The organism is Stenotrophomonas daejeonensis (assembly GCF_001431505.1).
GTDB classification, from domain to species: domain Bacteria; phylum Pseudomonadota; class Gammaproteobacteria; order Xanthomonadales; family Xanthomonadaceae; genus Stenotrophomonas; species Stenotrophomonas daejeonensis.
The window spans coordinates 40,285-66,205 of record NZ_LDJP01000010.1 but is presented as its reverse complement, the minus strand read 5'-3'; the positions used below and the strand labels follow the sequence as shown (position 1 = coordinate 66,205).

Here is a 25,921-nt window from a genome sequence, read left to right as displayed (position 1 = left end):
TGCATTTGCGAAATGCAATGTATGGGTTGCTATTTCTGGTGTTTCAAGCCGCCTGCACGATATGCAGCGCCCTCGGGTTGCGCCACGTCGCCAGCAACGCTGCCTCGCGTGCCTTGGCCTCGTGCAGGTGCCGTTCCTTGACGTGGCCGTAGCCGCGGATGTGCTCGGGGATGCTGGCGATCTCCGCCGCCAGCGGCAGCCGGTTGGCGTCGAGCGTGGCCAACAGTTCCTGCACGGTCTTTTCGTAGTCGGCGATCAGCTGGCGCTCGCCACGGCGCTCGGCGGTGTAGCCGAACACGTCGAAGCGGCCGCCGCGCAGGAACTTCAGCTTCGCCAGCAGGCCGAAGGCCTTGAACATCCACGGGCCGTATTCCTTCTTCTGCAACTGCCCGTGTTCGTCGCGCTTGGCAAACAGCGGCGGTGCGAGGTGGAAGCGCACCTGGTAGTCGCCGTCGAACTTCTGCTGCACCTGCCTGAGGAAATCGCCGCTGGTGTAGAGGCGGGCCACTTCGTACTCGTCCTTGTAGGCCATCAGCTTGAAGAAGTAGCGCGCCACCGCCTCGGTCAGCGCGGTGCTGCCCGGTGCGACGTGCTGCTCGGCCTTGCGCACGGCATCCACCAATTGGCGGTAGCGGGTGGCGTAGGCGGCGTCCTGGTAGTCGATCAGGAAGGCGCTGCGGCGGGCGATCAGTTCGTCCAGCGAGCGCGACAGGCGCGCGTCGTCCAGCGTGGCGAAGGTGACGTCGCCCGGTCGTGCGTCGTTGGAAGGCAGGCCGCGCACTTCCGGCTCGTTGCCCGGATTGCGCGGTGCCGACGGCGCGCCGGCCTCGCTGCCTTCCCAGTCGCCCGGCGGCAGTTCCTGCAACGCACCGGGCGTGCGCTCGGCCTCGGTGGGCGCGTTGCGCACCAGCCCGGCGGCCTGCTGCACGGCCTGCGGGTCGATGGCGGTCAACCGGCCCCACGCGAACGCGCGCTGGTTCATTTCGATGGCCGCGCCGTTGAGTTCGATGGCGCGCATCAGCGCTTCCAGCGACAGCGGCACCAGGCCCTGCTGCCATGCGAAGCCGAGGATGAACAGGTTGGTGGCCAGCGCGTCGCCGAGCAGCGCGGTGGCGAGCTGGGTGGCATCGAGCAGGATCGGGTCGCGCCCGCCCAGCGCCACCTTCACCCCGGCGATGATGTCGGCAGCCGGGAACTGCATGTCCGGGCGGGTGGTGAAGGTGCCGGGCATCGCCTCGTAGGTGTTGAGCACCACCTGCGAGCGCTCGCCGCGCACCTTGGACAGCGCCCAGTAGTCGTTGACCACCACCATGTCGCAGCCCAGCACCAGGTCGGCCTCGCCGGCGGCGATGCGCACGGCGTGGATGTCGGCCGGGGTGTTGGCGATGCGGATGTGCGTGGTGACCGCGCCGCCCTTCTGCGCCAGCCCGGTTTGGTCGAGCACGGTCGCACCCTTGCCTTCCAGATGCCCGGCCATGCCGAGCAGCGCGCCGATGGTGACCACGCCGGTGCCGCCGACGCCGGTGATCAAAATATTCCACGGTTGCGACAAATCGCTGCGGAACGCCGGGTCGGGCAGGTTGTCGAGCAGGCTGGCCGCACCGCTCTTCTTGTCCTTGCGCAGCTGGCCGCCATGCACGGTGACGAAGCTCGGGCAGAAGCCGGTGGTACAGGTGAAATCCTTGTTGCAGTTGGACTGGTCGATCTCGCGCTTGCGCCCGAACTCGGTTTCCTTCGGCAGCACCGACACGCAGAAGCTCTTTTCGCCGCAATCGCCGCAACCTTCGCAGACCAACGAGTTGATCATCGTGCGCTTGGGTGGGTCGACCAGCTTGCCGCGCTTGCGGCGGCGGCGCTTTTCGGTGGCGCAGGTTTGTTCGTAGATGAGGATGCTGGTGCCCTTCACCTTGCGCAGCTTCTGCTGCACGGCATCCAGTTCGGCGCGGTCGTGGAACTCGACCTCGCCCGGGAATTCGTGGCGCCGCCGCTTCCACTTGGTCACGTCGTCGGACAGCAGCACGATGGTGTGCACGCCTTCCGAACGCATCTGGTGCGCGATCTGCGGCACGGTCAGCGTGCCATCGACGGGTTGGCCGCCGGTCATCGCCACCGCGTCGTTGTAGAGGATCTTGTAGGTGATGTTGACGCCGGCGGCGATGGCCTGGCGGATCGCCAGCGAACCGCTGTGGAAATAGGTGCCGTCGCCGAGGTTCTGGAACACGTGCTCGGTGTCGGTGAATGCGGCCTGCCCGGCCCAGGTGACGCCTTCGCCGCCCATGTGGGTGAAGGTGTCGGTGTCGCGGTCCATCCACGTCACCATGTAATGGCAGCCGATGCCGGCCATCGCCCGCGAACCTTCCGGCACCTTGGTCGAGGTGTTGTGCGGGCAGCCGGAGCAGTAGTGCGGCACGCGCGGGAACTGCGCGCGCGGCAGGGCCATCTCGGCTTCCTTCTCGTCCATCCAGCGCAGGCGCTGTTCGATCGACTCGGTATTGATCGAGCTGGATTGAAGCAGGCGCTGGACGCGGCGGCCGATCACGCCTGCGATGGTGGCCGGGGTCAGTTCGCCGGTCGAAGGCAGGATCCACGCGCCCTGCTCGTCGTACTTGCCGACGATGGACGGGCGCGCGCCCCAGGTGGCCGGCCAGTTGTAGAAATACTCCTTCATCTGCCGCTCGATGAAGGCCTTCTTCTCCTCCACCACGACGATGTCTTCCAGTCCGCGCGCGAAGGCGCCGATGCCCTGCGGTTCCAGCGGCCAGGTCATGCCGACCTTGTAGACGCGGATGCCGATCTCGGCGCAGGCCTTCTCGTCCAGGCCCAGGTACTCCAGCGCCTGCAGCACGTCCAGGTAGCTCTTGCCGGTGGTGACGATGCCCAGCCGCGCGCGCGGCGAATCCATCACCACCTTGTCGATGCCGTTGGCCCGGGCGAAGGCCTGCGCGGCCTTCACCGCATAGCGGTGCAGGCGCATTTCCTGCTCCAGCGGCGGGTCCGGCCAGCGGATGTTGAGCCCGGCGGCCGGCATCTCGAAATCCTCCGGCAGGATGATCTGCCGCGCGAACGGATTCACATCCACCGAGGCCGAGGATTCCACCGTCTCGGCAATCGTCTTGAAGCCGATCCAGCGCCCGGTGTAGCGGCTCATCGCCCAACCCACCAGGCCCATGTCGAGGATGTCCTGCACGCCGGCCGGGTTCAGCACCGGCATCATCGCGCTGACGAACTCCTCCTCGCTGCCATGCGGCAGCGTCGAGCTGCGGCAGGCATGGTCGTCGGCGGCCAGCGCCAGCACGCCACCGTGCTTCGAGGTGCCGGCGGCGTTGGCGTGCTTGAACACGTCGCCGCAGCGGTCCACGCCCGGGCCCTTGCCGTACCACATGCCGAACACGCCATCGACGTTGGCGCCGGGGAACAGGTTGGCCTGCTGCGTGCCCCATACCATCGTCGCGCCCAGGTCCTCGTTGAGGCCGGGCACGAACTTCACCTTCGCCGCGTCCAGATGCTTGCGCGCGCGCCACAGCTCCAGGTCGAAACCGCCCAGCGGGCTGCCGCGGTAGCCACTGACGAAACCGGCGGTATCCAGCCCGGCGGCGAGGTCGCGCTGCTGCTGCATCAGCGGCAGCCGCACCAGCGCCTGCACCCCGCTCAGGTAGATGCGGCCGTCGATGCGGGTGTACTTGTGCTCCAGCGTGTAGTCGCGGTCGCGCACCCCGAGCAACGGATCGTTGGCGGAGGCGGGCGAGGTGAGTTCGGCGGTACTGGTCATGGCTGGCCCAAAGCAGGAACGGCTGGCATCCGCAGCCGCACCGGGGCGGCGCGCGGCTGGCGATTGTAACAGTGCGGATTTCGGCGATATTCCGGCAAAGTCGCGGTCCGTGCGCCGAACCGTTAGGATCGCTGGCTTGGCAACAACTTCAATGATGGGGAAGTGGGGTATGGGTACAACGAAGTCCGTGGCTGCCGGTCTGGCGCTGCTGGCGAGCCTGTTCTTGTCGTCGGCGCAGGCGCAGAACCTGCCGAAGATCGCCGAGTTCTATTTCGACGAGGACATGGCCGCCAAGCCGGTCCAGGCCTTGCCGCCGGAGCAGGACGGGCTGGTCGACCAGCTGATGAAACTGCGCGAACGCGGCCGCAAGGGCGCCGACGCCACCGTGCAGCTGGCCGGAATCGCCTATGCGGAAGGCCGCGCCGAACTGGGCACCCAGCTCTACGGCGAGGCACTGTCGTCGGTATCGGCCAACTCCATCCAGGCGCGCAGCATCCACTGGAACCAGGGCTGGGACCTGTACCGCAGCGGTGACGCCCAGGCCGCCCTCGCGCACTGGGGCATCGCCGCCGAGGGCGTGCGCGGCAACGCCGGCTGGGTGCCGCCGACGCTGGCATTGGCGCTGTGGAAACTGGGCCGCCGCGATGAAGCCATCGCCTGGTATGCCGCGGCGGCGCGTACCGAGCCGCAGCAATGGAACGATGCCGCGCGCTTCCCGCAGCTGCTGCCGGAATGGAAGGACGAAGAGCGCGCCACGCTGGCGGAAGTGCAGCAGGCGTGGGCGGCCAACCCACCGGCCTGGCCGTGATCCGCATGGCGTGCCGCGCGTGAGGCGACACGTCGGCATTCGGGGTTCCACGGGAATCCAATCCAGAATGGAAAATCGCCTGTACCGGCTGCCGCCGCAGTGAACGCAGGCCGTGGCTCAGGCCACCTTGCCGCGCCGCGCGCGTTCCAGATGCACCAGCAATAGCGAGATGGCCGCCGGGGTCATGCCGGGGATGCGCTGGGCCTGGCCGATGGTCTGCGGGCGCGCGCGTTCGAGCTTCTGCAGTACCTCGGCGGACAGGCCGCGCACGGCGGCGAAGTCGAAGCCTTCGGCGATCGCCGTGTTTTCGTGGCGCTGCTGGCGTTCGATTTCCTCGCGCTGGCGGCCGAGGTAGCCGGCGTATTTGATGCCGATTTCCACCTGCTCGGCGACTTTCGCATCGTCCACGCCGGGGCCGAGCGAGGGCACCTGCATCAGCCTGGCGTAATCCAGTTCCGGGCGCTTGATCAGGTCGAGCACGTTGGTTTCGCGGCTTACGGCCACGCCGGTGGCTTCCTGTACCTCGCGGCCGAGCGCGTTGGCCGGCGTCGCCCACAGGCCGCGCAGGCGTTCGGTTTCGACGGCCACGGCGGCCTGCTTGCGCGAGAACGCGTCCCAGCGGCGGTCATCGACCAACCCCATCTCACGGCCGACCGGGGTCAGGCGTGCGTCGGCATTGTCCTCGCGCAGCTGCAGCCGGTACTCGGCGCGGCTGGTGAACATGCGGTACGGCTCGTTGGTGCCGTGGGTGATCAGGTCGTCGACCAGCACGCCGATGTAGGCCTCGTCGCGGCGCGGGCACCAGCCGTCCCTGCCCTGCACGAGGCGCGCGGCGTTGAGGCCGGCCAGCAGCCCCTGTGCGCCGGCTTCCTCGTAGCCGGTGGTGCCGTTGATCTGGCCGGCGAAGAACAGGCCGGCGACCTGCCGGGTTTCCAGCGTGGCCTTCAGCCCGCGCGGGTCGAAGAAGTCGTATTCGATGGCGTAGCCGGGGCGGGTGATGTGCGCGTGCTCGAAGCCGTGGATGCTGCGCACCAGCTCCAGCTGCACGTCGAACGGCAGTGAGGTGGAGATGCCGTTGGGGTAGATCTCCACCACGTCCAGCCCTTCGGGTTCGACGAAGATCTGGTGGCTGGCCTTCTCGGCGAAGCGCACCACCTTGTCCTCGATCGACGGGCAGTAGCGCGGGCCAATGCCCTCGATCTGCCCGGAATACAGCGGCGAACGGTGCAGCGCGTTGCGGATCACCTCGTGGGTACGTTCGCTGGTGTGGGTGATCCAGCAGCTCACCTGGCGCGGGTGCTCGGCCACGTCGCCGATGAAGGACATCACCGGCAGCGGATCGTCGCCGGGCTGTTCCTCCATCACCGAATAGTCCAGCGAGCGGCCGTCGATGCGCGGCGGCGTGCCGGTCTTGAGCCGGTCGATCGCGAACGGGCGCTCGCGCAGGCGCGCGGCCAGCGTGGTCGCCGGCGGGTCGCCCATGCGCCCTGCGGTGTACTGGGTCTGGCCGATGTGGATCTTGCCGGCGAGGAAGGTGCCGGCGGTCAGCACCACGGCCGGGGCGTGGAAGCTCAGCCCGGTCTGGGTGACGACGCCGCGCACCGCATCGCCCTCGATCAGCAGGTCATCGACCGCCGCCTGGAACACGGTGAGGTTCGGCTGCGCCTCGACGATGCGGCGGATCGCCATGCGGTACAGGTTGCGGTCGGCCTGGCAGCGGGTGGCGCGCACCGCCGGGCCCTTGCTGGCGTTGAGCGTGCGCCACTGGATGCCGGCCAGGTCGGCGGCGTGCGCCATCGCCCCGCCCAGCGCGTCGATCTCCTTGACCAAGTGGCCCTTGCCGATGCCGCCGATGGCCGGGTTGCAGCTCATCGCGCCGATGGTCTCGACGTTGTGGGTCAGCAGCAGGGTGCGCGCGCCGGCGCGTGCCGCGGCCAGCGCGGCCTCGGTACCGGCGTGGCCGCCGCCGATGACGATGACGTCGTGGCGATGGAAGGAGTCGTTCATGGGCGTGGGGAATCGAAAGTGTGAAATCCGTCGTCACGGGCGTGCGATGCGCGGTGATGACGGCGTGGTGATTTTACCGCCATCGGCAATCGCGCCCTAAAGTTGGCACGTCATGTGCAGCTAACTACCTTGCACCCGCTGTGGCAATGCGCTGCGAGCGCATGCGGCTGGAATTGGAACAGGGGCCGGCCGACGCGCACAACGGGGAAGCATGGGCCGACGGTCGCAGGACTCGTCGGCCTTTTCTTTGCGGAAACCGCGGGGAGCCATTGCCACCGGCGGTGTTGCCCGCACTGCGGAAAGAACGAAGCCCCGGCTTGGCCGGGGCTTCGTTCTTCGTAGGCGCCGATGTCCGGCAGGGCCGGAACAGGGGGGATCCAGATTTCCCGACGGACATCGACATGGAAAGTTTCAGGTGATGCCGATCCGCGTCAGTTGATGACGTGATCGGTCACCGGGTCCTGCAGAGGATGCCTGTATTTTCCGCAAATGCAAGTGTTTCAAGGCTCCACTTGGCGCACGTTGCGGCTGCTGCGGGTTTGTGACGGCCGTCGCTCGGGTGCCGCGCGCTGCGGCACCACCGGGCGCGCCGGGGCCATCGCCTGCGGCACCGGCCGCCGTACCGGCCGCGACTCGGTCTTGCCCGGGCGCGGCTGCGGCCGCTGCAGCCGGTCCAGGTCGCGCCACGGCGCCTTGCCGCTGCCGTTGGCCGGCGGCGGGTGCGGCGGTTGCCCGTTGCCGGGGCGCGGTGGGACATGGCCGTTGCCCTGCGGCGGCGGACGATGCCCATTGTGGGGCGGGCGATGCGGCGGACGGTAGACCGGGTACGGGTACCCGTAGCTGCCATAACCACCGTAATAGCCGCCATAGCCGTAGGCTCCGTAGCCGTAGGCGCCATACGGATAGCCGTAGGGATAGGTGCGCTGCACCTGCGGGGAACCATGGTAATAACCGCCGGAGCCGCCGCCGACGTAATCGTAGGTGGCGCAGCCGGACAGACCCAGCAGCAGGCCGGCCGAAAGGATCAGGCGTGTTTTCATGGAGATCCCCCCAATCAAGGTATGTGGGCAGCTTCCGGCCCGTGCGTTGAATCGGCCCTTAACTTTCCCGCGGCCGCGGTGCGATGGTCCGACATGGCGGGCCTACGTTAACCTTTCCCCATGCCTGAACTCATCTTGCCAGGCACGGCCGACGTACTGGCCGCTGCCGCCCGCATCGCACCCCACGCCACGGTCACCCCGGTGCTGCGTTCGCGCGAACTGGACGCGCTGGCCGGCGCCCGCCTGCATTTCAAGGCCGAACACCTGCAGCGCGGCGGCGCCTTCAAGTTCCGCGGCGCCTGCAACGCGGTGTGGCTGCTGGACGAGGCGCGCGCCGCGCGCGGCGTGGTCACCCATTCCTCCGGCAACCACGGCGCGGCGCTGGCGCTGGCGGCGCGTTCGCGCGGCATCCCCTGCCACGTGGTGGTGCCCGAGGGTGCGGTGGCGGCCAAGCTGGCCAACATCGCCCGCCACGGCGCCACGCTGTGGCGCTGCGCGCCGACCCAGGCCGCGCGCGAGGCCGAGTGTGCGCGGGTGCAGGCGGAAAGCGGGGCGGCGCTGGTCCATCCCTATGCCGATGCCGCGGTGATCGCCGGGCAGGGCACGGCGACGCTGGAGCTGCTGCAACAGGCCGGCACGCCGCTGGACGTGGTGGTGGCGCCGGTCGGCGGCGGCGGGCTGGCGGCGGGCACGCTGCTGGCGCTGCGGCAGGTGCAGCCGGGGTGCGAACTGGTGCTGGCCGAGCCGGCCGGTGCGGCCGACGCCGCGCGCTCGCTGGCCGCGCATGCGCGGCAGGTGGAGTTCGTGCCGGATACGGTGTGCGACGGCCTGCGCGCGGCGCTGGGCGTGCCCAACTTCGCGCTGCTCGATGGCGCCGCCACGGTCGTCACCGTGGACGATGCCGCCACCGTGGCGGCGATGCGGCTGCTGTGGCAGGTGCTCAAGCAGGTGGTGGAACCATCGTCGGCGACGGTGCTGGCGGCCATCCTCGCGCAGCCGCAGCGCTTCGCCGGGCGCAACGTGGGCGTGGTCCTGTCCGGCGGCAACGTCGATTTGGACGTGCTGCCGTGGGCCGGCGCATGAGCCGCAGGCGTCCCCGCGGCATGCTCGGCTGGCTGTGGCGGCTGCTCGTGCTGCTGCTGCTGTGGCTGCTGGGCGTGGCGGCATGGATCATCTGGGTGGGCGACCGCGACCAGGCCGCGCCGGCCGACGCGATCATCGTGCTCGGCGCCGCCGCCTACGACGCCAAGCCGTCGCCGGTGTTCGAAGAGCGCATCCGCCACGGCCTGGACCTTTACCGGCAGGGTTATGCGCCCAAACTGATCTTCACCGGCGGCTTCGGCGGCGCCGGCGCGCGCTTCTCCGAAGCGCAGGTGGCGCGCCGTTATGCGCTGAAACAGGACGTCCCCGCGCGGGACATCCTGATCGAAAGCCGCTCGCGCACCACCCGCCAGAACCTGATCGAGGCCAAGCGGCTGATGGAGGCGCACGGCATGCACCGGGTAATCCTGGTCAGCGACCCGCTGCACATGGCGCGCGCGCTGCGCCTGTCCGACGAGCTGGGCATCGACGCGCTGGCCAGCTCCACGCCGAGCACGCGCTTCCGCAGCTTCCACACCAGCTGGCGCTTCCTCGCGCAGGAAATCTACTTCTTCCACCGCGACCTGTTCGTCCGCGGTGCCTGAGCCGCGCCACCTCTGGAAAACCGCATGAACCACGACGCTTCCTCCGCCCGGCAACGGGCCGCCGCCCTCGTCGACGACTACTACGCCGCCTTCAACCACGGTGATTGGGACGGGATGCTGCGCTGCCTTTCCCACGACGTCGCGCACGACCTGAACCAGGGCGAGCGCGAAACCGGCCGCGAGGCGTTCGCCGCGTTCCTGCGGCGCATGCAGGCCAGCTACCGCGAGCAGTTGCACGACGTGGTGGTGATGGCCAGCGACGACGGCACGCGGGTGGCCGCCGAATACGTGGTGCATGGCCAGTACCACCACACCGACGAGGGGCTGCCGCCGGCCAATGGCCAGCGCTACGTGCTGCCCGGCGGCGCGTTCTTCGAGGTCCGCGACGGCGCGATCGCGCGGGTCAGCAACTACTACAACCTGCAGGACTGGATTGCGCAGGTCGGCGGCTGAGCTGCCCGTAGGCGCGCACCTTGGTGCGCGAGGGGGCATTGCTGGGAAAGCCTCTCGCGCACCAAGGTGCGCGCCTACGAGGGGTTCTTGCGGCGGATCGGGATCGCCGACACCGGCACCGCGGCGACGTCGTGGCCGTGCTCGCGGATCGGGGCGCCCGGTTCCGGCGCCCAGGCGTGGGCGTAGATGACTTCCCAGCTGCTCGGCAACTTGCCGTCGGGCCGGCGCATGGCGTCGTAGGCGCGGCTCGCGGCGGCGAGGCGGCCGCGGCCGGTGAGGGTGCGGCGGCGCTCGTTCATCGCGTTGGTGGCGCCCAGCGCCTTCAGCTCGCGCATCAGCGCCGGCAGGTCGTCGTAGGTGAGGGTGAACAGGTCGCGGTCCAGCACCGGGTCGCGGAAGCCGGCCATCATCAGCGCGTCGCCGAACTGGGCGATGGCCGCGAAGTGGCTGACGTGCGCGCGGTCGTCGGCCTGCGCGAAGGCTTCGCGCAGCTCCATCAGCGTGTCCGGGCCGAAGGTGGAGCACAGCAGCAGGCCGCCGGGCTTGAGCACGCGGCGGAACCCGGCGAACACCGCCGGCAGGTCTTCCACCCATTGCAGGCACAGGTTGCTGTGGATCAGGTCGACGCTGTTGTCGGCCAGCGGCAGCGCGCGCGCGTCGGCGCACAGGCGTGAGAACGGCCGCCACCAGCCGGCCTGCTTCTTGGCTTCGGCCAGCATCGGCAGGGCGAGGTCGAGCGCGATCACCTGCGCCTTCGGCCAGCGTTTCTTCATCGTCGCGCTGGCATGCGCCGGGCCGCTGCCGACGTCGAGCACCACCTGCGGCTGCTTGTCGTCCAGGTAGTCCAGCGATTCCAGCAGGCGCCTGGCCACTTCCTGCTGCAGCGCGGCGGCGGCGTGGTAGCTGGCGGCGGAGCGCGAGAACGCGCGGCGGACGTGCTTGCGGTCGAACAGGGAGGGCATGGCGGTCTGGCGGCGTGGAGCGGGATTCAGGAGCAGCGGTCGACGAAGGTGCGCAGCAGGTCGGCCACGTGGTCGGCATGGCCGAGGAAGGGCGCATGGCCACCGCCGTCGATGGTGTGCGCGACGTGCAGGTCGGCCGGTGCCAGTGCGGCGGCGGTGTGCATGGCCCTGGCCGGCACCAGCCGGTCGCGCTGGCCGCCGATCCACAGGCCCGGCTTGCGCAGGGTGGGCAGTGCGCCGCGCAGGTCGCCGCGCTCCAGCAGGGACAGGCCTTCGTGCAGGGCGCGCGGGGCCGGCTCGCCGCGCTCGACCAGGGCGTCGCGCAGCGCCCGCAGTTCGCTGCGCGCGTGCTGCGAGCCCATCACGTCGAGCGCGAGGAAGCGTTCCAGCGTGCCACGGTAGTCCTGTTCCAGGTCGTGGCCGAACTGCTCGAACACGCTGCGCTCGACCGCGTCGGGCCAGCTGTCGTCGCGGACGAAGCGCGGCGTGGCGGCCAGCATCGCCAGTCCGCGCACCTGCGGCAGCGTCGCCGCCGCGTGCAGTGCCACCAGCCCGCCCAGCGACCAGCCGCACCACACCGCCGGCGGCGTGGCCGCGGCGATGGCGTTGACCAGGTACGGCAGGCGCAGCGGGGTGGAGTCGTCGCGGCTGAAACCGTGGCCGGGCAGGTCGACGACGTGCAGTTGGAACCGCGGCGACAGTCGTTCGACCAGCGGCGCGAAGATGCCGCCGTGCAGCGCCCAGCCGTGGATCAGGACCAGTGCCGGGCCACGGCCGGTGACGTGGATGTGCATGGCGTTCCGCTCAGGCGTTGGCGGTGTTGAGCGATTGCTCGTAGGCCAGCAGGTCGCGCGCACGGGCGATGGCGTCGACCAGCGCCCGGACCTGCTCGGCGCCGTGCAGCGCCGACAGGGTGATGCGCAGCCGCGACTTGCCTTCGGGCACGGTGGGCGGGCGGATCGCGCCGACCAGGTAGCCGGATTGCTCCAGCGCGGTGGCCAGCGCCACCGCCGTCGCGTCGTCGCTGCACAGCAGCGGCTGGATCGGGGTGGACGAGGGCATCAGTTCCAGCCCGTGGTGGCGCGCGCGCTCGCGGAAGACGGCGACCAGCTCGGTGAGCTTGTCGCGGCGCCAGTGGTCGCGGCGCGCCAGCTTCACCGCCGCCAGCGAGGCCGCGGCCTGTGCCGGCGGCAGCGCGGTGGTGTAGATGTAGGGGCGCGCGGTCTCGGCCAGGTGCCGGATCAGGTTTTCCTCGCCCAGCACCACCGCGCCGTGGCTGCCCAGCGCCTTGCCCAGCGTGGCCAGCTGCAGCGGTACTTCGTTCACGCCCAGCCCGGCGTCGGCGACGCTGCCGCGGCCGTGTTCGCCGACCACGCCGACGCCGTGGGCGTCGTCGACGTAGAACAGCGCCTGCTGCATGCGCGCCACCAGCGACAGCGAGCGCAGCGGGGCGATGTCGCCGTCCATGCTGAACACGCCGTCGGTGGCGAGCATGGCCGCGCCGTCGGCGGCGTTCTTCAGCTGGCGCATCGCGCCCTCGCTGTCCAGGTGCGGGTAGCGGCGCAGGCGGCAGCCGGCCAGCCGGGTGGCGTCGAGCAGGCTGGCGTGGTTGAGCCGGTCCTGCACGCAGACGTCGTTGTCCTCGGACAGCAGCGCCTGCTGCACGGCGAGGTTGGCCATGAAGCCGCTGTCGAACAGCAGCGCGCGCGGGTAGCCGAGCCAGTCGGCCATTTCCCGCTCCAGTTGTTCGTGCAGCGCATGGTGGCCGCAGACCAGGTGCGAGGCGGTGCCGCCGGCGCCTTCGCGCGAGGCGGCGTCCTGCAGCGCGGCGGTCACCTCGAACTGCTGCGACAGGCCCAGGTAGTCGTTGCTGCAGAACCCGGCCAGCCATTTGCCGTCGACTTCCACGCGCACGCCGTCGCGGCGGCCCACGGTGCGGCGCACGCGCACGCGTCCCTGCGCCTCGCGCAGGCGGCGCTGGTTCTGGATGCGGTCGTGGAGGTCGGGACGGGCCATGACGTCGGTGGCGGGGTGGACGGCCCGTTAGGTTAACCGGTTGCAGGCGGAACCGCTTGCGGGGCGGGGTTTCCGGTGGAGGGACCATCCCCGGCTGGTACGATGCCGCGCCTCCCGGACCCGTGCCTGCCAGCCATGAACCACCACGCGAGAAACAGCATGCTTCTTCCCTGGGGGGCGGTGGCCCTGCTGGCCGTATCCGCGCTGGTGATGTGGCTGCCGGCGTTGAAGACGCCATTCTGGGGCGACGACTACGTCTTCCTGCTGGCTGCCCGCGCGACCAATGCCGCGGGCATGCCGTGGTGGTCGGATTTCTGGCCGACCTCGCCGCTGCTGTTCTGGCGGCCGTTGTCGCAGGAAGGCTACTGGCGCTGGGTCGAGGCGGTACTGGGCGGCAACGCCCATTCCGCGCACGTGGTGAGCCTGGTCCTGCACATGGCCGCCAGCCTGGGCGTGGCGCTGTTCGGGTTCCGCCTGGCGCGTGCCTGCCGCTGGCCGCATGCCGGTCGCATCGCGGCCATCGCCGGCATCGTGTACGCCGCACTGGCAATGCACCTGCTGCCCCTGCATTGGGCCGCCGCCGCCAACAACGCCATGCTGGCGCTGTTCACCACCTTGCTGCTGGCCGCCTGGGCAAGTGCCCGCGACGCGGCGCCGGTACGCCGCGCCCTGTTGCTGGCATCGACGCCGGTCCTGCTGGCACTGGGCCTGCTGAGCAAGGAATCGGCGGCGCTGACGCCGGGGTTGATGCTGGTCGTGGCGTGGTTCGTCGGTGCGGGCCGGCCTGGTCGAGGCGCGCTCGTGGCGTGGCTGGCCTGTGTCGGCGTGGTGGCCGCATGGCTCGTCCTGCGCGCACGTTTCACCACCGATGCCGACACGGCCTACGAGCTGACCGTGGGCGGCAATCTCGTCCGCAACACGCTTTCCTTCGTGGCCTGGATGTCGAACGTGCCGCGCGAAGCGCTGCGCATGGTGCTCACCGGCGACCGGATGCAGGCCCTGGCCTGGATTGCCGCCACCGCGCTGCCCATGCTGGCTGCCTGGGGCATCGCGTCGTGGCGTGGCCGGTCGCGGTTGCTGCGCCGGCAGTGGGTTGCAGTGGCCGTGTTCGCCGGGCTCGCCTATGGGCCGTACTTCCTGTTCTCGTGGAACAGTTACGCCTATTACGCTGCCATCGCCGCCGTCTTCCCGGTGATCGCGCTGGCGCGTTGCGTCGCCGACGATGCGCAGGTGCTCGTGGTCGCCGCCCTGATCGCACTTTCTTCGTGGATCGCGGTGGAGGGCAGCCGCCGGCTGGACCATCCCGGCCTGATCGGCCGCGCACGCTGGGCCGAATCGTTGCTGCAGGACCTCGAACGCCAGCCGGTGCCGGCGCCGATGCACGTCGCCATACGCGACGAACACCGCTTCTACGCCCTGGGGCAAGCGGGGCTTGCGTGGCGCCTTGGCATTGCCCCCGGCGATATCCGGGTGGCAACGCGATGCCCCGCCAGCGCGCGGCACTGCCTGGTGATCGACGAAACCGGCCGCTGGCATTGGCGGCCGCCTTCGGTCAAGCCGTGACGGAGGAACCGTCGCCCAGCGCGGGGTTCAGCGTGTAGCTGCCGTGGATCGCTGCTTCGGCCAGCACGTGGCCGTGCATGGCGCGGTGGGCGTCGGCGGCGGTGAAGTCGCCTTCCAGCGGCAGCCGTTCGACGTCCAGCGCGTACAGGCGGAAGAAGTAGCGGTGCACGCGCTCGTCGTTGAACGGCGGGTACGGGCCGTCGTAGCCGCGGTAGCTGCCGGACAGGTCCGGGTCGGCGGCGAACCAGCCGGTGTAGTCGTTCAAACCCTGGCGGGCGCCGGCCGGGCCGGGTGGCGGCTGCTTGCCGCGCGCGCTGAAGCCGTCGCTGCAGCTGCCCGCGGCCAGTTCGCGCAGTGCCGCGGGGATGTCCACCATCACCCAGTGGATGAAGTGGCCGCGCGGCTGGTCGAGCGGGATGCTCACGTCGTCGCGGCCGACCAGCTCCGGCACGGTCGGTGCGTCCGGGTCCACGCAGACCAGCGCGAACGAGCGGGTGCCTTCGGGCACCTCGCTCCACGCCAGCTGCGGGTTGCGGTTGCCGGCGAAGCCGTCGCTGCCGCCGGCGGCGAATTCGGCCGGGATCGGCTGGCCGTTGCCGAAACTCTGGCTGCTCAGTTTCATCATGTCCTCCTGCGGGTCAGGCCTCGGGGTAGCCCAGCCGCACCGCGACCGGGGTCAGCTTGGCGAATTCGGCGGCCAGCACCTGCGCGAAACGGCGCCAGTGGCCGGCCGCGATGGTGGTCGGGCCAAGGCTGCGCGCCACCGGGAAGCGCAGGCCGAAGGCCTGTTCCAGCAGCGCGGCCATTGCCGCCGGGTCGTTGGCCGCGGCGTCGGTGTGCAGGATCAGCAGCGGGTAAAGGTCCTGTTCGTGCAGGTCGGCCACCTGTTCCAGCGCGCGCGCCAGCCAGCGCGCGGCTTCGTCGGCCGAGGCCAGCGCCAGCGGCGCCGGGGCGCCCAGCGCCAGCCATTCCACCAGCATGTCGCGCGGGTCGCGCAGCGCCACCACCAGCCGGCCTTCCGGCAGCTGCGGGCGCAGCGCCCACAGCAGGGCGTTGTCCCACCACAGCAGCCAGTCGATGACGTTGCCGTCGGCGATGCCGCGCGCCGGCAGGCCGTCGCGCCACTGTTGCACGAGCTGGGCGGCATCGAGGCTGCCGTCGGACAGGCGCTGCAGGGTGTTGAAATTCTGGAAGGCGTCGTCCGGCGGGGTGGGGCCGAAGCGGTCGCCGCGCAGCACCGGGCTGGCCGCGGCCATCGCCCTGACCACGCGCTCGACGCCGGAGCCGGGGGCACCCCAGACGAACATCGGCCGCACCGGGTTGTCCTGCGCCACTTCGCCCAGCGCCGGCCATTCGCCCGGGGCCTTGGCCTGCGGCGGCAGCGGCAGCCGCACGGGGGCCTGGTCGGCATGCTGCTGCAGCCAGGTGGCCAGCGCCGCCGCCGGTTCGCCGGCGCGGTCCTGCACCGCGCCCAGCCAGCCGCGCAATGCCGGCTTCGCGGCGGCGGGGGCGTTGTCGAGCAGGACCTGCACGTGGGCGATGGCGGCGGCCGGGTCGCGTGCCAGCAGGGCTTCGACGATGCGCTGCTCGCCGCTGGCGCGGCCCGGTTCCAGCGCGACGATGTGCTTGGCCACGGTTTCGGCGTCGTCGGCTTCGTCCTTCATGTCGTGCAGGCGCATGCGCGCTTCCAGCGCCGGGATGTGTTCGGGCATCGCCGCCAGCCAGCGTTCGACCACGTCCACTGCTTCGTCGCTGCCGACCGCGGCTACCGCCAGCCGCGACAGCCACAGGTCGTGCAGTTGCGGGTGGTTGGCAAGGGCGGCGTCCAGCTCGCTGCGCGCTTCCTCGTCGCGGCCCAGTCGCTGCCACGCGAGCAGCAGCAGTTGCAGGGTGGCGCGGTCGCCGGGCAGCTGCGCGAGCAGCGGGCGCAGGTGTTCCAGTGCCTGCAGCGGCTGGCCCGAGGCCAGTTCCAGTTCGCCGGCCAGCCGGTGCATGCCGGGGTTGTCGCCCTGTGGCGTGGCCAGCACCTGGCGCATGGCCTCGGCGGCCCGGTCGGTATGGCCCTGGCGCAGCGCCAGCTGCACCAGCAGGCCGTGCAGGGCGTGGTTGGCCGGGTTCAGTTCGAGGACGCGGCGGAACGCCTGCTCGGCGAAGGCCAGCATGCCCTTGCCGAGATAGGCCAAGCCCAGCGCGTAGAGCACGCGCGGGTCGTCGGGCAGGCGCTGGCTGGCGGCCGACAGCACCGCCAGCGCGCGGTCCACGTCGCCGCGGCGCAGCGCGACCATGCCTTCGACCGTGCCCAGCTCGGGGCTGTCCGGCTGCACCCGCGCGGCGAGGCGGCCGAGGCGCTCGGCCTCGTCGATGTCCTCGCGCGCCAGCGCCAGGTGCGCCTGCATCAGGTAGGCGGAAAATTCGTTGGGGTTGAGCGCGGTGGTGCGGTCCAGCGCGGCACCGGCGGCGTCGAGCTGGCGCTGCGCCAGCAGCAGGCCGGCGTGCTGCAGGTGCAGGGCGGCATCGTCCGGCGCCAGTGCCAGTGCCTGTTCCAGGCTGGCCTGCGCGGCGTCGACGTCGCCATGCTGTTGCAGTGCCAGCGCCAGCCAGCGGTGGGCCTGCGGCTGCTGCGGTTCGGCGGTGACCCACTGCCGGGCGGTGGCCACGGCCTCGTCGGTGGCGTTGCGGCGCAGGGCTTGGATGAGGGTGTCTTGCATGATGGTCCGGCGTGAGGGCGCAAAACACGCATTGTAGATGCGGAGCTTGCTCCGCATGTCCTCGGCGGCGATGTGCACGGGCGGGGCAGGCCCCGCCCCTACGCGATGGCCGCGGCCAGCCGCTGCGCCACCCAGCGTTCGGAAAAGCCGTCGCCGCGCAGGTTCTCGAGGAAGCCGCAGTGCCCGCCCCAGCGCGCGGTTTCCAGTTGCGCGTGCGCCGGCAGCTGCCAATGCTCGAAGGTGGCGAACGGGATCACCGGGTCGTCCTGCGCCATCAGGATGCTGGCCGGCACCCGCAGCCCGGCCAGCCGCTGGCCGGCGATGGAGTAGCCGTCGAAATAGTCCTGCAGGCTGGCGAAGTCGGTATGCCGGTTCACCAGCCAGCCGGTCAGCGCGCGGATGTCCAGCTTCAGCACGTCGTCGTCGCAGTCGGCCAGCTCCGGGAACAGCGCGCGCTTGCGCCGCAGCGAGCCGGTCCACTTGCGGCGGAAATACCAGTCGTACATCGCCGGGCCGCGCTCGATGCTCTCCATCGTCACCGCCGGGTCCAGCACCGGACAGACCGAGGCGACGTGGTGCAGTGGCACGCCGGCGTCCGGCGCGTGCAGGGCCAGGCGCAGCACGAAGTTGCCGCCCAGCGAGTAGCCGGCGGCGACCATCGGCAGGCCGGGGAAGCGGCTGGCCACGTCGGCGGCGGCATGCACCACCTCGCCGATGCGGCAGGAGTGGAAGATGCCGGGGTTGAGGTGGTGGGTGTTGCCGTGGTCGCGGAAGTTCAGCCGCACCACGTCAAAGCCCTGCCCGAGCAGGCGCGCGGCGGCCATGCGCATGTAGCTGGATTCGGCGCTGCCCTCCCAGCCGTGCAGCAGCAGCGCCAGCCCGACCGGGGCGGTGCCCGGCACGTGGCTGTGCCAGGCCTGCAGGCGCACGTCGCCGCCGCCGCCGAGGATCAGTTCACGGGTGGTTGCGCCGCTGCCGGCCAGCAGCCGCTGGCCGCGGCGCAGGCGCACGCTGCTGGAGGCCAGCATCGACTGCAGGTGCGGGTTGCGCAGCCAGCGCGGCGGTCGGTACTGGGCGGCGCTCAGCATGGCGGCCATGCCGGGCGATGCGTGCGGGAAATGGCGCGGACCACCGCCATCGCCTCACGCGCCCTCCATCACCGCCACGATGCGCGCGCGCGCGGTTTCGGCGATGTGGCGGCGGCCTTCGCCATCGTGGCTGCCGATGGGGGCGAGGAAGTGCACCTCGGCGCGGCGCGCCGGCTCACCGAGCAGGCGCAGGAAGTTGCCGGCGAAGCTTTCGCCCGGCGCGAACGCCACCATCGTCTGCGCGTCGCCGCGCACGCCGTAGCGCAGCGCCACCGGCTGCACCGGCACCCCGGTTTCCACCGCGGCCTGGAAGATGCGTGCGTGGAACGGGCCGACCTCGTGGCCGCCACGGGTGCGGCCTTCCGGGAACACCGCCACCGGCCGGCCTTCGCGCAGGCGCTTGGCCATTTCCCCCATCACCCCGTCCAGCGACTCGGTGTTGCCGCGCTGGTGGTAGATGGTGTGGCCGCGGCTGGCCACCCAGCCGACCAGCGGCCAGCTGGCGATCTCGCGCTTGGCGACGAAGCCGACCATCTTCTGGCTGTGGATCATGCTGATGTCGACCCAGCCGACGTGGTTGGCGACGAACAGCACCGCCCCCGGCAGCGGCTGGCCGCGGCGCTGCAGGCGGAAGCCGAAGATCCACATCAGCCCGCCCGACCACCAGCGCACGACCTTGTGTTCCAGCGGGTCGGCCGCCGCGCCGAGGCGGCCGAACGGCGGTGCCATCAGCAGCAGGATCAACGGCAGGAACACGAGGACGTGGACCAGCAGCAGCGGCACGCGGTACAGGTAGCGGAAGGCACGCGCCACGCGGCCCTGGCGGGCGGGACGGGGGGAAGTCATCCGCGCACGATACCGGATGCGGTCCGGCTTCCGCCAGCTGGATGAGAAGCGTTTCCGCACGGCGCCATACAGTGTCAGGCCGGCACCACCGCCAGCGTCAGCCGCGAGACGCAGACTGGCTTGCCAGCCTCGTTCTCGATGCGGATGTCCCAGACCTGGGTGGTGCGGCCGACGTGCACGGCGCGGGCGGTGCCGGTGACGGTGCCGGTACGGGTCGCGCGCAGGTGATTGGCGTTGATCTCCAGCCCGACGCAGATGTGGGTGGTGGTGTCCACGCACAGGTTGCCGGCGCTGCTGCCGAGGGTTTCGGCCAGCACCACCGAGGCGCCGCCGTGCAGCAGGCCGTAGGGCTGGCGGGTGCGCGGGTCCACCGGCATGGTGGCCTGCAGCCAGTCGTCGCCGGCGCCGGTGAAGACGATGCCGAGGTGTTCGATCAGGGTGCCTTGGCTGAGGCGGTTGAGTGCTTCGAGGGAGACCGGGGCGCGGAAGGCCATGTGTGGAATGGATGCTGGAGAAAGCGGCAGTTTATAGCTGCCGGCCGGTTGGTTCAGTGTGTGCGGTTCTCTTGTAGAGCGGGGCTTGCCCCGCTGAAGCTCCGCCGGGAAGGCCTCAGCGGGGCAAGCCCCGCTCTACAGGGGCAGCTGCTCCCGGGGTAATCACGTTGCAGCAAACAGATCCTGCTGTTCGGGCGGGTAGACGAGCCGGCCATCGACCATCCGCGCGTTTCCGGTCAGCGCATGCGGCTGCACGTGGCCGGCATCGAGGATGTGCAGGACCGGGATGCCGCGTTCGGTCAGCACGTCGGCGATCAGGCGGCGGTGACAGCGCCACCACACCGCTTCGGCGCACATCACTGCGGTGCGGCGGCGGACGGCCAGCTGCAGCAGCTGCTCCAGGCCTTCGGCGAACTCGGCGCTGTACAGGTGGTCGGCATAGCCCTGGAACGAGGCGTTGCGCCAGCCGCCGTTCGGCGAGCCCGGCTGCACGCGGCGGCGGCCGCCCAATTGCGGCAGCCACAGGTAGTCGATGCCGGCGGCCGGCAGGTTCGCGGCCATCGTTTCGCTGGCGAACCACGGGTAGCGGCGCGAGCCGGGGAAGCGGCGCACGTCGGCGATCGCCTCGATGCGCTGCGTCGCCAGCAGGGCGAGGAACTCCTCCCAGCCGCGGGTGGAATGGCCGATGGTCCAGAGGGTGGCGGCGTCGCCCATCTCAGCCGATCTTTTCCAGTACCGCGCCGCGGTGCATGGCGACGTGCTCGGTGCGGTCGCTGCGGATCTCGTACTGCGGGTCGTCCGGGCTGCAGCGGCGCATATGCCCTTTGTACTCGGTGTCGCGGGTGTGGACCTTGGTGATGTGGCCGCTGACGTGGCCGGCCTCGGAATTCCAGCGGACGTGGTCGCCGACCTTGAAGGCGTGGGGCATGGCGGGTCTCCGGTTGCGGACGGTGCGGCCATTGCAGCGCGGCCGCCGTCCACGCGCCGTGCATGCCGCGCCGGCGGCATCTACAGGATCGGCACCAGCCCGGCGCCGAAGGCGGTCAGCATCCGCACCAGCAGCCATTTCGGGCCGACCGCCACTTCCGGGAAATCGCCCACCGCCACGTAGCAGCGGTGGAAGTCCGGGGATTGGCGCGGCAGCGGCGCCGGGCAGTCGGGGCCGGGGCGGAACTCGTAGTTGGTGGCGTAGCGCCACGGCCAGAAATCCAGCACCGGCAGCGCCTCGGAGGCCTTGCCGAGGCTGTAGTTCAGGCCCGACAGGACCGGCGGCTTCTGCCGTGGCGCCACCACCCAGGCGTTTTCCGGGCGGGTGTCGCGCAGGATGCTCTGCGCCAGCGCTTCGGCGAAGGCCGGGTCGTCGATGATCACCGCGCCTTCGGTGTTGTAGTTCTCGCTGCGCGGGTCGAAGTTGTGGGTGCCGACCACGCCGATGCGGCGGTCCACCACCAGCGACTTGGCGTGCAGGCCCATGCGCGCGCCCTCGCGCGTCACCGGCAGCGGGCGGTTGACCGCCTTGCTGCCGAGGAACGAGGGCCGGGTCTCGGTACGCAGCACCTCGCGCTCGATCTCGTTGCCGGCCGGCGGGCGGGCGCTGCCGCGGGCGTTGCTGCCGGCGGCGCTGGCGCCCAGCAACGGGTTGCGGCCCGACGGCGGCGCCGCCGTGCCCGGCGGTGGCGGCAGCAGGTTGGCGTAGTCCACCGGCGCGTCCTGCGGGAACGGCTTGTATTCGTGGATGTCGAAGCCCAGCTCGCGCAGGTTGCGGCGTTTGTACTTGTAGGCCATCGCATAGACGATGGGGTTGTCGGTGGCGGCCAGGCTGTTGGTGGATACCACCACGCGCGGCGGCAGCTCGCGCTCGCGCAGGTCCTCGAACAGGCGCCGCGCCGGCCGCGACAGCACCAGGTAGGGGGTCTGCAGCAGCACCTCGGACTGCGCGCCGGCGATCAGCGCGTCGAGCCGCGGTTCGGTGAGGTGCGGCGGCGGTGGCTGCCCGGCGCGCTCGCGGCGGTGCTTGCGCGGCAGGTCGGCGACGTAGCTCACCGCGCGCACCGGCAGCGCGGTGTCCACGAAGCGGCTGGCGACGAACGCCGCATCGTCGGCCTCGGCATCCACCCGGGCGATGCGCTCCGGGCGCAGGAACGCCGGGTCCGGCAACGGCGGCACGCCCTGCCGCAACAGGCTGCGGCCGACGTCGTTCAGGCGCTCGGCCGGCACGCTGCGGCGCGCATTCCAGAACGCGTCGAAGTTGGCCGCCATCTCCCGCACCTCGGGGCCGGCCACCACCACGTCGCGGTCGCGGAAGTTGTACTCGGCGTCCCAGTCGTAATAGTCGTCCTGGTAGTTGCGTCCGCCGACCACGCCGATGACGTCGTCGATCACCAGCAGCTTGTTGTGCATGCGCTGGTTGAAGCGGCGGAAGCAGCACAGCACGCTGCCGGCGTAGTCGAAGTAGTTCGGCACGGCTTTGCCGAAGGTGGGGTTGTAGATGCGCAGCTCGAAATTGGCGTGGGCGCCGGCCAGCGCGCCGAGCATCTGCAGGTTGGAAATGGCCGAGAGTTGGTCGATCAGCACCCGCACCTTCACCCCGCGGCGGGCGGCGTCGAGCAGCGCGTCGATGACCATGCGCGCGCTGTCGTCGGTGTCGAAGATGTAGGTCTGCAGGTCGATGCCGCGGGTGGCGCTGCGGATCAGGTTCAGCCGCGCCACCAGCGACAGCTCGCCTTCGTCGAGCAGGGTGGCGTAATGGCGCGGCGCGCCGGCGGCGGCGGTTTCGGCCATCGCCTGCCCGCCCAGCGCGCGCAGCGGCGAATCCAGCGCGCAGCGGTCCGGGCGCCCGCAGTCCACCACGGTCGAGCGCGCGGCCACGGCGATGCCCTCGGCGCGCTCGCGCTGCTGCGGCGACAGCGAGGCGCAGCCGCCGGCCAGCACGGCGGCTGCCAGCAGCAGCAGGCGCAAGGGCAGGTTCACGGTTGGGGCGCGCCGGACAGGCGCGTACGCAGGATGAAGGTCACTCGGTCACTCAGGGCGAACTGCCAGTTGTCCATGCCGTAACGGCCGCGCAAGACGGTACCCCGGCTGACGAGGTCGCAATCATAGCCGGGCCGGGCGCACTCGGGTTCGCCCACGTGCAGCGTCTCGCGCCGGCTGATGCCGCGGATCGACAGCTGCCCCTGCACGTCGCCGCCCTGGTTGACGATGTCCGGCTCGAACGGCTCGGATTCGAACTCGACCAGCGGGTAATGGGCGGCGTCGAAGAAATCCTCGCCGCGCATCCAGCTGGTGTAGCGCGGCTTGCCGGGGATCTCGACGTAGCGGGAATACATGCGCAGGCGCACCTGGTGGCGGCCGTCGGGCAGTATCGTCAGCCAGCCCTCGAAGTGCGGGAACTCGCCCTCGATGCGCTGCCCGAAGCGGGTGCGGATCTCGAAGCCGAAGCGCGAGTGGGTGGTGTCGAAGGGCAGCGGCTGCGTCGCCGACGCAGCGCCGGTTACCGCCAGCAGCAGGGCAAGCAGGGCGCCGCGTACCGCCGGCATGGGCTCAGGGCCACCAGAATGCCGCCAACCGGGCCACACCCGGCTCGATGGTCGCCTCCTTCGGCAGCGCCAGCACCGCCACCGCCGACGGCGGCATGCCGCGGTAGTCGCCGGACTGGCCGCTGTGCATCAGCGCCACCAGCTGCTCCAGGCCGGGGTTGTGGCCGACCAGCAACAGGCGCTCGACCTCGCGGTGCTCGTCCACCAGCGCCGCCAGCGCGCCGGGGGTGGCGTCGTAGATGCGCGGGTCCAGCCGCTGCTCGACGTAGCCGGTCAGCGCCAGCACCGCCTCCAGCGTTTCGCGGGTGCGCCGCGCCGGCGAGCACAGCACCCGGTCGGGCACCAGCCGTTGTTCCAGCAGCCAGCGCCCGGCCGCCTCGGCCTCGGCCAGGCCGTGCGGGGAAAGCGGGCGGTCGATGTCGGCCAGGCCATTGTCGGCCGGTTCGGCATGGGCATGTCGCAGCAGGATCAGTTCACGCATGGCGGGGCATCACTCCGGGTCAGGCCTTGTTCAACCAGTGCAGCAGCGGCGCCCAGTCCTGCTGGTGCTCGCGGACCATCGCCGAGTGGTAGTCGAACAGGCTGCGGCCCAGCCCGACCATCACCACGTAGCTCTGGCTGTCGCGCAGCTGCGCGACCACTTCGTAGGGCCATTGCGCCAGCATCTGCCGCGCCTGCTGCGAGGTCTGCGTCCACGGCCGGGTGCGGTTGAGCACCAGCCCCACCGGCAGCGCGCGCGAATGCACGCGCTTGATCTTCGACAGGCTGTTCAGGAAGCCGACGATGGCCTCGATGTCCAGCGCCGAGGGCAGCACCGGCACCACGATCGCGTCGGCCGCGTCGATGAAGCGCTCCAGGTCCTCGGCGTAGGCACCGGCCGGGGCGTCGACGATCACCTGCTCGGCGCCCTCGGGAATGAGTTTTTCCCAGTTCTTCCTGCGGTGCACGTCCACCGGCAGCACCGCGCTTTCAAGGTTGGCGCGGCGTTGCGCCCAGCGCGTGCTGGACCCCTGCGGATCGGCATCGGCGATCACCGTCGCCTGCCCGGCCAGCGCCGAATGCGCGGCCAGATGGGTGGCGATGGTGGTCTTGCCGACACCGCCCTTGGAACCGGCCACCAGGATCGTCTTCATGCACGCCTCGTTTTGCGCGGGACTGGCCGGCAGCGTACACCGCGAAGCGATGGCCGCGGTAGTCGCCGGGCGGTGTCCGTACCGGGAAAGGCCCGGTCGCGACTGACGTTGCCCCTGCATCACTCCGGATGCAACCACGACGCCCCTGCCGCTTTGCTATCTTGTCGGCCCCGCCGCCGGAGCCCCCATGAGCGAGTTGCAGGACCTGACCGCGCTGATCCGCGCCAGCACGCCGTTGATCGTCATCGAGACGCGGGACGAGGCGCGGATCGTGGAGCTGTTCCGGCAGGCGCTGATGAACGTGTGGCGCGCGCTGTACCGCTGGTCGATCACCGAGGGCCTGCGCCGCATCGACATGGACCGCGAGGACGAGGCCAGCGGCCCGCCGGACGCCAGCTCGGTGCTGCGGATGATCCACGAGGCCGACCAGCGCGGCATCTACCTGCTGCTCGACTTCCACCCCTACCTCGGCTACGCCAGCCACCAGCGGCTGCTGCGCGACATCGTGCAGCGCCGCCATAGCCAGCCGCACGTGCTGGTGCTGGTCGGCGCCAAGGTCGAGCTGCCGGCCGAACTGGAACCGCTGGCGACCCGCTTCAACCCGCGCCTGCCCGACGCCAACGCGCTGCTGAAGATGCTGCGCGAGGAAGCGGCGGCCTACGCCGGCGAGAACGGCGGCCGCCGCGTGGAGGTGGACCAGGACGCGGTGCGGCAGATCCTGCGCAACCTGCAGGGCCTGAGCCTGACCGATGCGCGGCGCATCGCCCGCCAGCTGATCCACGGCGACGGCGCGCTGCATGCCGACGACCTGCCGCAGCTGGCCAAGCTGAAGTTCGAGCTGCTCAACCGCAGCGGCCACCTGCACTACGAATACGACAGCGCGCGCTTCGGCGAGGTGGCCGGCGCGGCGCGCCTGAAGCGCTGGATCGAGCAGCGCCGCGCGGTGTTCGTCGCCGGCGACGCGCCACCGGGGCTGGACCCGCCGCGCGGCATGCTGCTGCTCGGCGTGCAGGGCTGCGGCAAGTCGATGCTGGCCAAGGCCACCGCCGCCGGCTTCGGCGTGCCGCTGCTGCGGCTGGACTTCGGCACGCTCTACAACAAGTACCACGGCGAAACCGAGAACAACCTGCGCCAGGCGCTGGCCTCGGCCGAGCAGCTGGCGCCGTGCGTGCTGTGGATCGACGAGATCGAGAAGGGCCTGGCCAGCAGCGGCGAGGACGGCGGCGTCTCGCGCCGGGTGCTGGGCTACCTGCTGACCTGGATGGCCGAACGCAAGGCGCCGGTGTTCATCGTCGCCACCGCCAACCAGGTGCACGAGCTGCCGGCCGAACTGCTGCGCAAGGGCCGCTTCGACGAGATCTTCTTCGTCGACCTGCCCGCGCCCGACACCCGCGTGGAGCTGCTGCGCCTGCACCTGGGCAAGCGCGGGCTGGACGCCGAGGCGTTCGCGCTGCCGGCGCTGGCGGCGGCGGCCGACGGCTTTTCCGGCGCCGAGATCGAGCAGGCGGTGGTCGCCGGCCTGTATGCCGCGCACGCCGAGCGCAAGCCGCTGGATACCGACCTGCTGATGGCCGAGATCCGCAACACGCGGCCGTTGTCGGTGCTGATGGCCGAGCAGGTGCAGGCGCTGCGCGACTGGGCGCGCGGGCGCACGGTGTCGGCCGATTGAAGGCAGTGCCGGCCGCTGGCCGGCATCTGCAATGGCGAGGGTCCCGAGGCTGGTGCCGGATCACATGGCTTTCCGGTAGCGCTTGACCGTTGGGTGGGCGGCGGCTCGTCGCGGATTGGTTGATTGTGCCGACCAACGGTCGGC

23 protein-coding genes are annotated in these 25,921 nt (G+C 70.8%); 6 read left to right on the top strand and 17 right to left on the bottom strand.

The window, feature by feature from the left end; translation table 11 throughout:
* Positions 1-43: 43 nt before the first annotated feature.
* A complete protein-coding gene (locus ABB34_RS01890; RefSeq protein ID WP_057639540.1) occupies positions 44-3,769 on the bottom strand; it encodes an indolepyruvate ferredoxin oxidoreductase family protein in 3,726 nt (1,241 codons plus the stop codon).
* A gap of 169 nt (positions 3,770-3,938) precedes the next feature.
* On the opposite strand from ABB34_RS01890, the gene ABB34_RS01885 reads away from it, so the two are divergent.
* Positions 3,939-4,577 carry a hypothetical protein gene (locus ABB34_RS01885; protein ID WP_057639539.1) on the top strand — a complete coding sequence of 213 codons (639 nt, stop codon included), beginning with the start codon at positions 3,939-3,941 and terminating at the stop codon, positions 4,575-4,577.
* Between the two features lie 117 nt (positions 4,578-4,694).
* Here the strand turns inward: ABB34_RS01885 and mnmG are convergent, their stop codons facing one another.
* Positions 4,695-6,584 (bottom strand): tRNA uridine-5-carboxymethylaminomethyl(34) synthesis enzyme MnmG, encoded by a 1,890-nt coding sequence (gene mnmG / locus ABB34_RS01880; RefSeq protein WP_057639538.1) that lies wholly within the window; start codon positions 6,582-6,584, stop codon positions 4,695-4,697.
* 500 nt (positions 6,585-7,084) lie between these two features.
* Positions 7,085-7,624: a hypothetical protein gene (locus tag ABB34_RS01875; RefSeq protein ID WP_057639537.1), complete on the bottom strand. Its 540-nt coding sequence runs from the start codon at positions 7,622-7,624 to the stop codon at positions 7,085-7,087.
* A 120-nt stretch (positions 7,625-7,744) separates the two neighbouring features.
* Here ABB34_RS01875 and ABB34_RS01870 point away from each other — a divergent pair, with 120 nt between their 5' ends.
* From ABB34_RS01870 to ABB34_RS01860, 3 genes are read left to right on the top strand one after another with little or no spacing between them, the layout of a single operon-like run.
* Positions 7,745-8,707 carry a pyridoxal-phosphate dependent enzyme gene (locus ABB34_RS01870; protein ID WP_057639536.1) on the top strand — a complete coding sequence of 321 codons (963 nt, stop codon included), beginning with the start codon at positions 7,745-7,747 and terminating at the stop codon, positions 8,705-8,707.
* The gene (locus tag ABB34_RS01865) at positions 8,692-9,309 is read left to right on the top strand and encodes a YdcF family protein (RefSeq protein WP_057639535.1); all 618 of its coding nucleotides are present in this window, start codon (positions 8,692-8,694) and stop codon (positions 9,307-9,309) included. Before ABB34_RS01870 ends, ABB34_RS01865 begins: the two co-directional genes overlap by 16 nt.
* Before the next feature lie 24 nt (positions 9,310-9,333).
* Positions 9,334-9,762, top strand: coding sequence for a ketosteroid isomerase-related protein (locus ABB34_RS01860; RefSeq protein ID WP_057639534.1), 429 nt, complete (start codon positions 9,334-9,336; stop codon positions 9,760-9,762).
* 74 nt (positions 9,763-9,836) lie between these two features.
* Here the strand turns inward: ABB34_RS01860 and bioC are convergent, their stop codons facing one another.
* From bioC to bioF, 3 genes are read right to left on the bottom strand one after another with little or no spacing between them, the layout of a single operon-like run.
* Positions 9,837-10,724, bottom strand: a complete 888-nt coding sequence (bioC, locus tag ABB34_RS01855) for a malonyl-ACP O-methyltransferase BioC (protein ID WP_057639533.1) — start codon at positions 10,722-10,724, stop codon at positions 9,837-9,839.
* Between the two features lie 26 nt (positions 10,725-10,750).
* Positions 10,751-11,518, bottom strand: coding sequence for a pimeloyl-ACP methyl ester esterase BioH (bioH, locus tag ABB34_RS01850; RefSeq protein WP_057639532.1), 768 nt, complete (start codon positions 11,516-11,518; stop codon positions 10,751-10,753).
* 10 nt (positions 11,519-11,528) lie between these two features.
* Positions 11,529-12,740, bottom strand: a complete 1,212-nt coding sequence (bioF, locus tag ABB34_RS01845; protein ID WP_057639531.1) for an 8-amino-7-oxononanoate synthase — start codon at positions 12,738-12,740, stop codon at positions 11,529-11,531.
* Between the two features lie 159 nt (positions 12,741-12,899).
* Here bioF and ABB34_RS01840 point away from each other — a divergent pair, with 159 nt between their 5' ends.
* Entirely contained in the window at positions 12,900-14,303 is a 1,404-nt protein-coding gene (locus ABB34_RS01840; protein WP_152979472.1) for a hypothetical protein, read from the top strand.
* Here ABB34_RS01840 and ABB34_RS01835 read toward each other — a convergent pair.
* The 11 genes from ABB34_RS01835 to ABB34_RS01785 form a co-directional block, all read right to left on the bottom strand.
* Entirely contained in the window at positions 14,293-14,925 is a 633-nt protein-coding gene (locus ABB34_RS01835; RefSeq protein ID WP_057639589.1) for a YbhB/YbcL family Raf kinase inhibitor-like protein, read from the bottom strand. The genes ABB34_RS01840 and ABB34_RS01835 overlap by 11 nt on opposite strands.
* Before the next feature lie 16 nt (positions 14,926-14,941).
* On the bottom strand, positions 14,942-17,011 hold the full coding sequence (locus tag ABB34_RS01830) for a tetratricopeptide repeat protein (protein ID WP_057639588.1): 2,070 nt from the start codon (positions 17,009-17,011) through the stop codon (positions 14,942-14,944).
* A 98-nt stretch (positions 17,012-17,109) separates the two neighbouring features.
* On the bottom strand, positions 17,110-18,096 hold the full coding sequence (locus tag ABB34_RS01825) for a YheT family hydrolase (protein ID WP_211258142.1): 987 nt from the start codon (positions 18,094-18,096) through the stop codon (positions 17,110-17,112).
* Between the two features lie 57 nt (positions 18,097-18,153).
* Positions 18,154-18,945 carry a lysophospholipid acyltransferase family protein gene (locus ABB34_RS01820; RefSeq protein WP_057639529.1) on the bottom strand — a complete coding sequence of 264 codons (792 nt, stop codon included), beginning with the start codon at positions 18,943-18,945 and terminating at the stop codon, positions 18,154-18,156.
* Between the two features lie 74 nt (positions 18,946-19,019).
* Positions 19,020-19,439: a hotdog fold thioesterase gene (locus tag ABB34_RS01815; RefSeq protein WP_057639528.1), complete on the bottom strand. Its 420-nt coding sequence runs from the start codon at positions 19,437-19,439 to the stop codon at positions 19,020-19,022.
* A 162-nt stretch (positions 19,440-19,601) separates the two neighbouring features.
* The gene (locus ABB34_RS01810; RefSeq protein WP_057639527.1) at positions 19,602-20,153 is read right to left on the bottom strand and encodes a DUF488 domain-containing protein; all 552 of its coding nucleotides are present in this window, start codon (positions 20,151-20,153) and stop codon (positions 19,602-19,604) included.
* 1 nt (position 20,154) lies between these two features.
* Positions 20,155-20,367: a hypervirulence associated TUDOR domain-containing protein gene (locus ABB34_RS01805; protein ID WP_057639526.1), complete on the bottom strand. Its 213-nt coding sequence runs from the start codon at positions 20,365-20,367 to the stop codon at positions 20,155-20,157.
* Positions 20,368-20,447: 80 nt separating this feature from the next.
* A complete protein-coding gene (locus ABB34_RS01800) occupies positions 20,448-22,409 on the bottom strand; it encodes a phospholipase D family protein (RefSeq protein ID WP_057639525.1) in 1,962 nt (653 codons plus the stop codon).
* Positions 22,406-22,975, bottom strand: a complete 570-nt coding sequence (locus ABB34_RS01795) for a YceI family protein (RefSeq protein WP_057639524.1) — start codon at positions 22,973-22,975, stop codon at positions 22,406-22,408. The genes ABB34_RS01800 and ABB34_RS01795 overlap by 4 nt, the downstream gene beginning before the upstream one ends.
* Before the next feature lie 4 nt (positions 22,976-22,979).
* Positions 22,980-23,456, bottom strand: coding sequence for a SixA phosphatase family protein (locus ABB34_RS01790; RefSeq protein ID WP_057639523.1), 477 nt, complete (start codon positions 23,454-23,456; stop codon positions 22,980-22,982).
* A 19-nt stretch (positions 23,457-23,475) separates the two neighbouring features.
* On the bottom strand, positions 23,476-24,108 hold the full coding sequence (locus ABB34_RS01785) for a ParA family protein (protein WP_057639522.1): 633 nt from the start codon (positions 24,106-24,108) through the stop codon (positions 23,476-23,478).
* Positions 24,109-24,295: 187 nt separating this feature from the next.
* On the opposite strand from ABB34_RS01785, the gene ABB34_RS01780 reads away from it, so the two are divergent.
* A complete protein-coding gene (locus ABB34_RS01780) occupies positions 24,296-25,777 on the top strand; it encodes an AAA family ATPase (RefSeq protein ID WP_057639521.1) in 1,482 nt (493 codons plus the stop codon).
* The last annotated feature ends 144 nt before the right edge of the window (positions 25,778-25,921 follow it).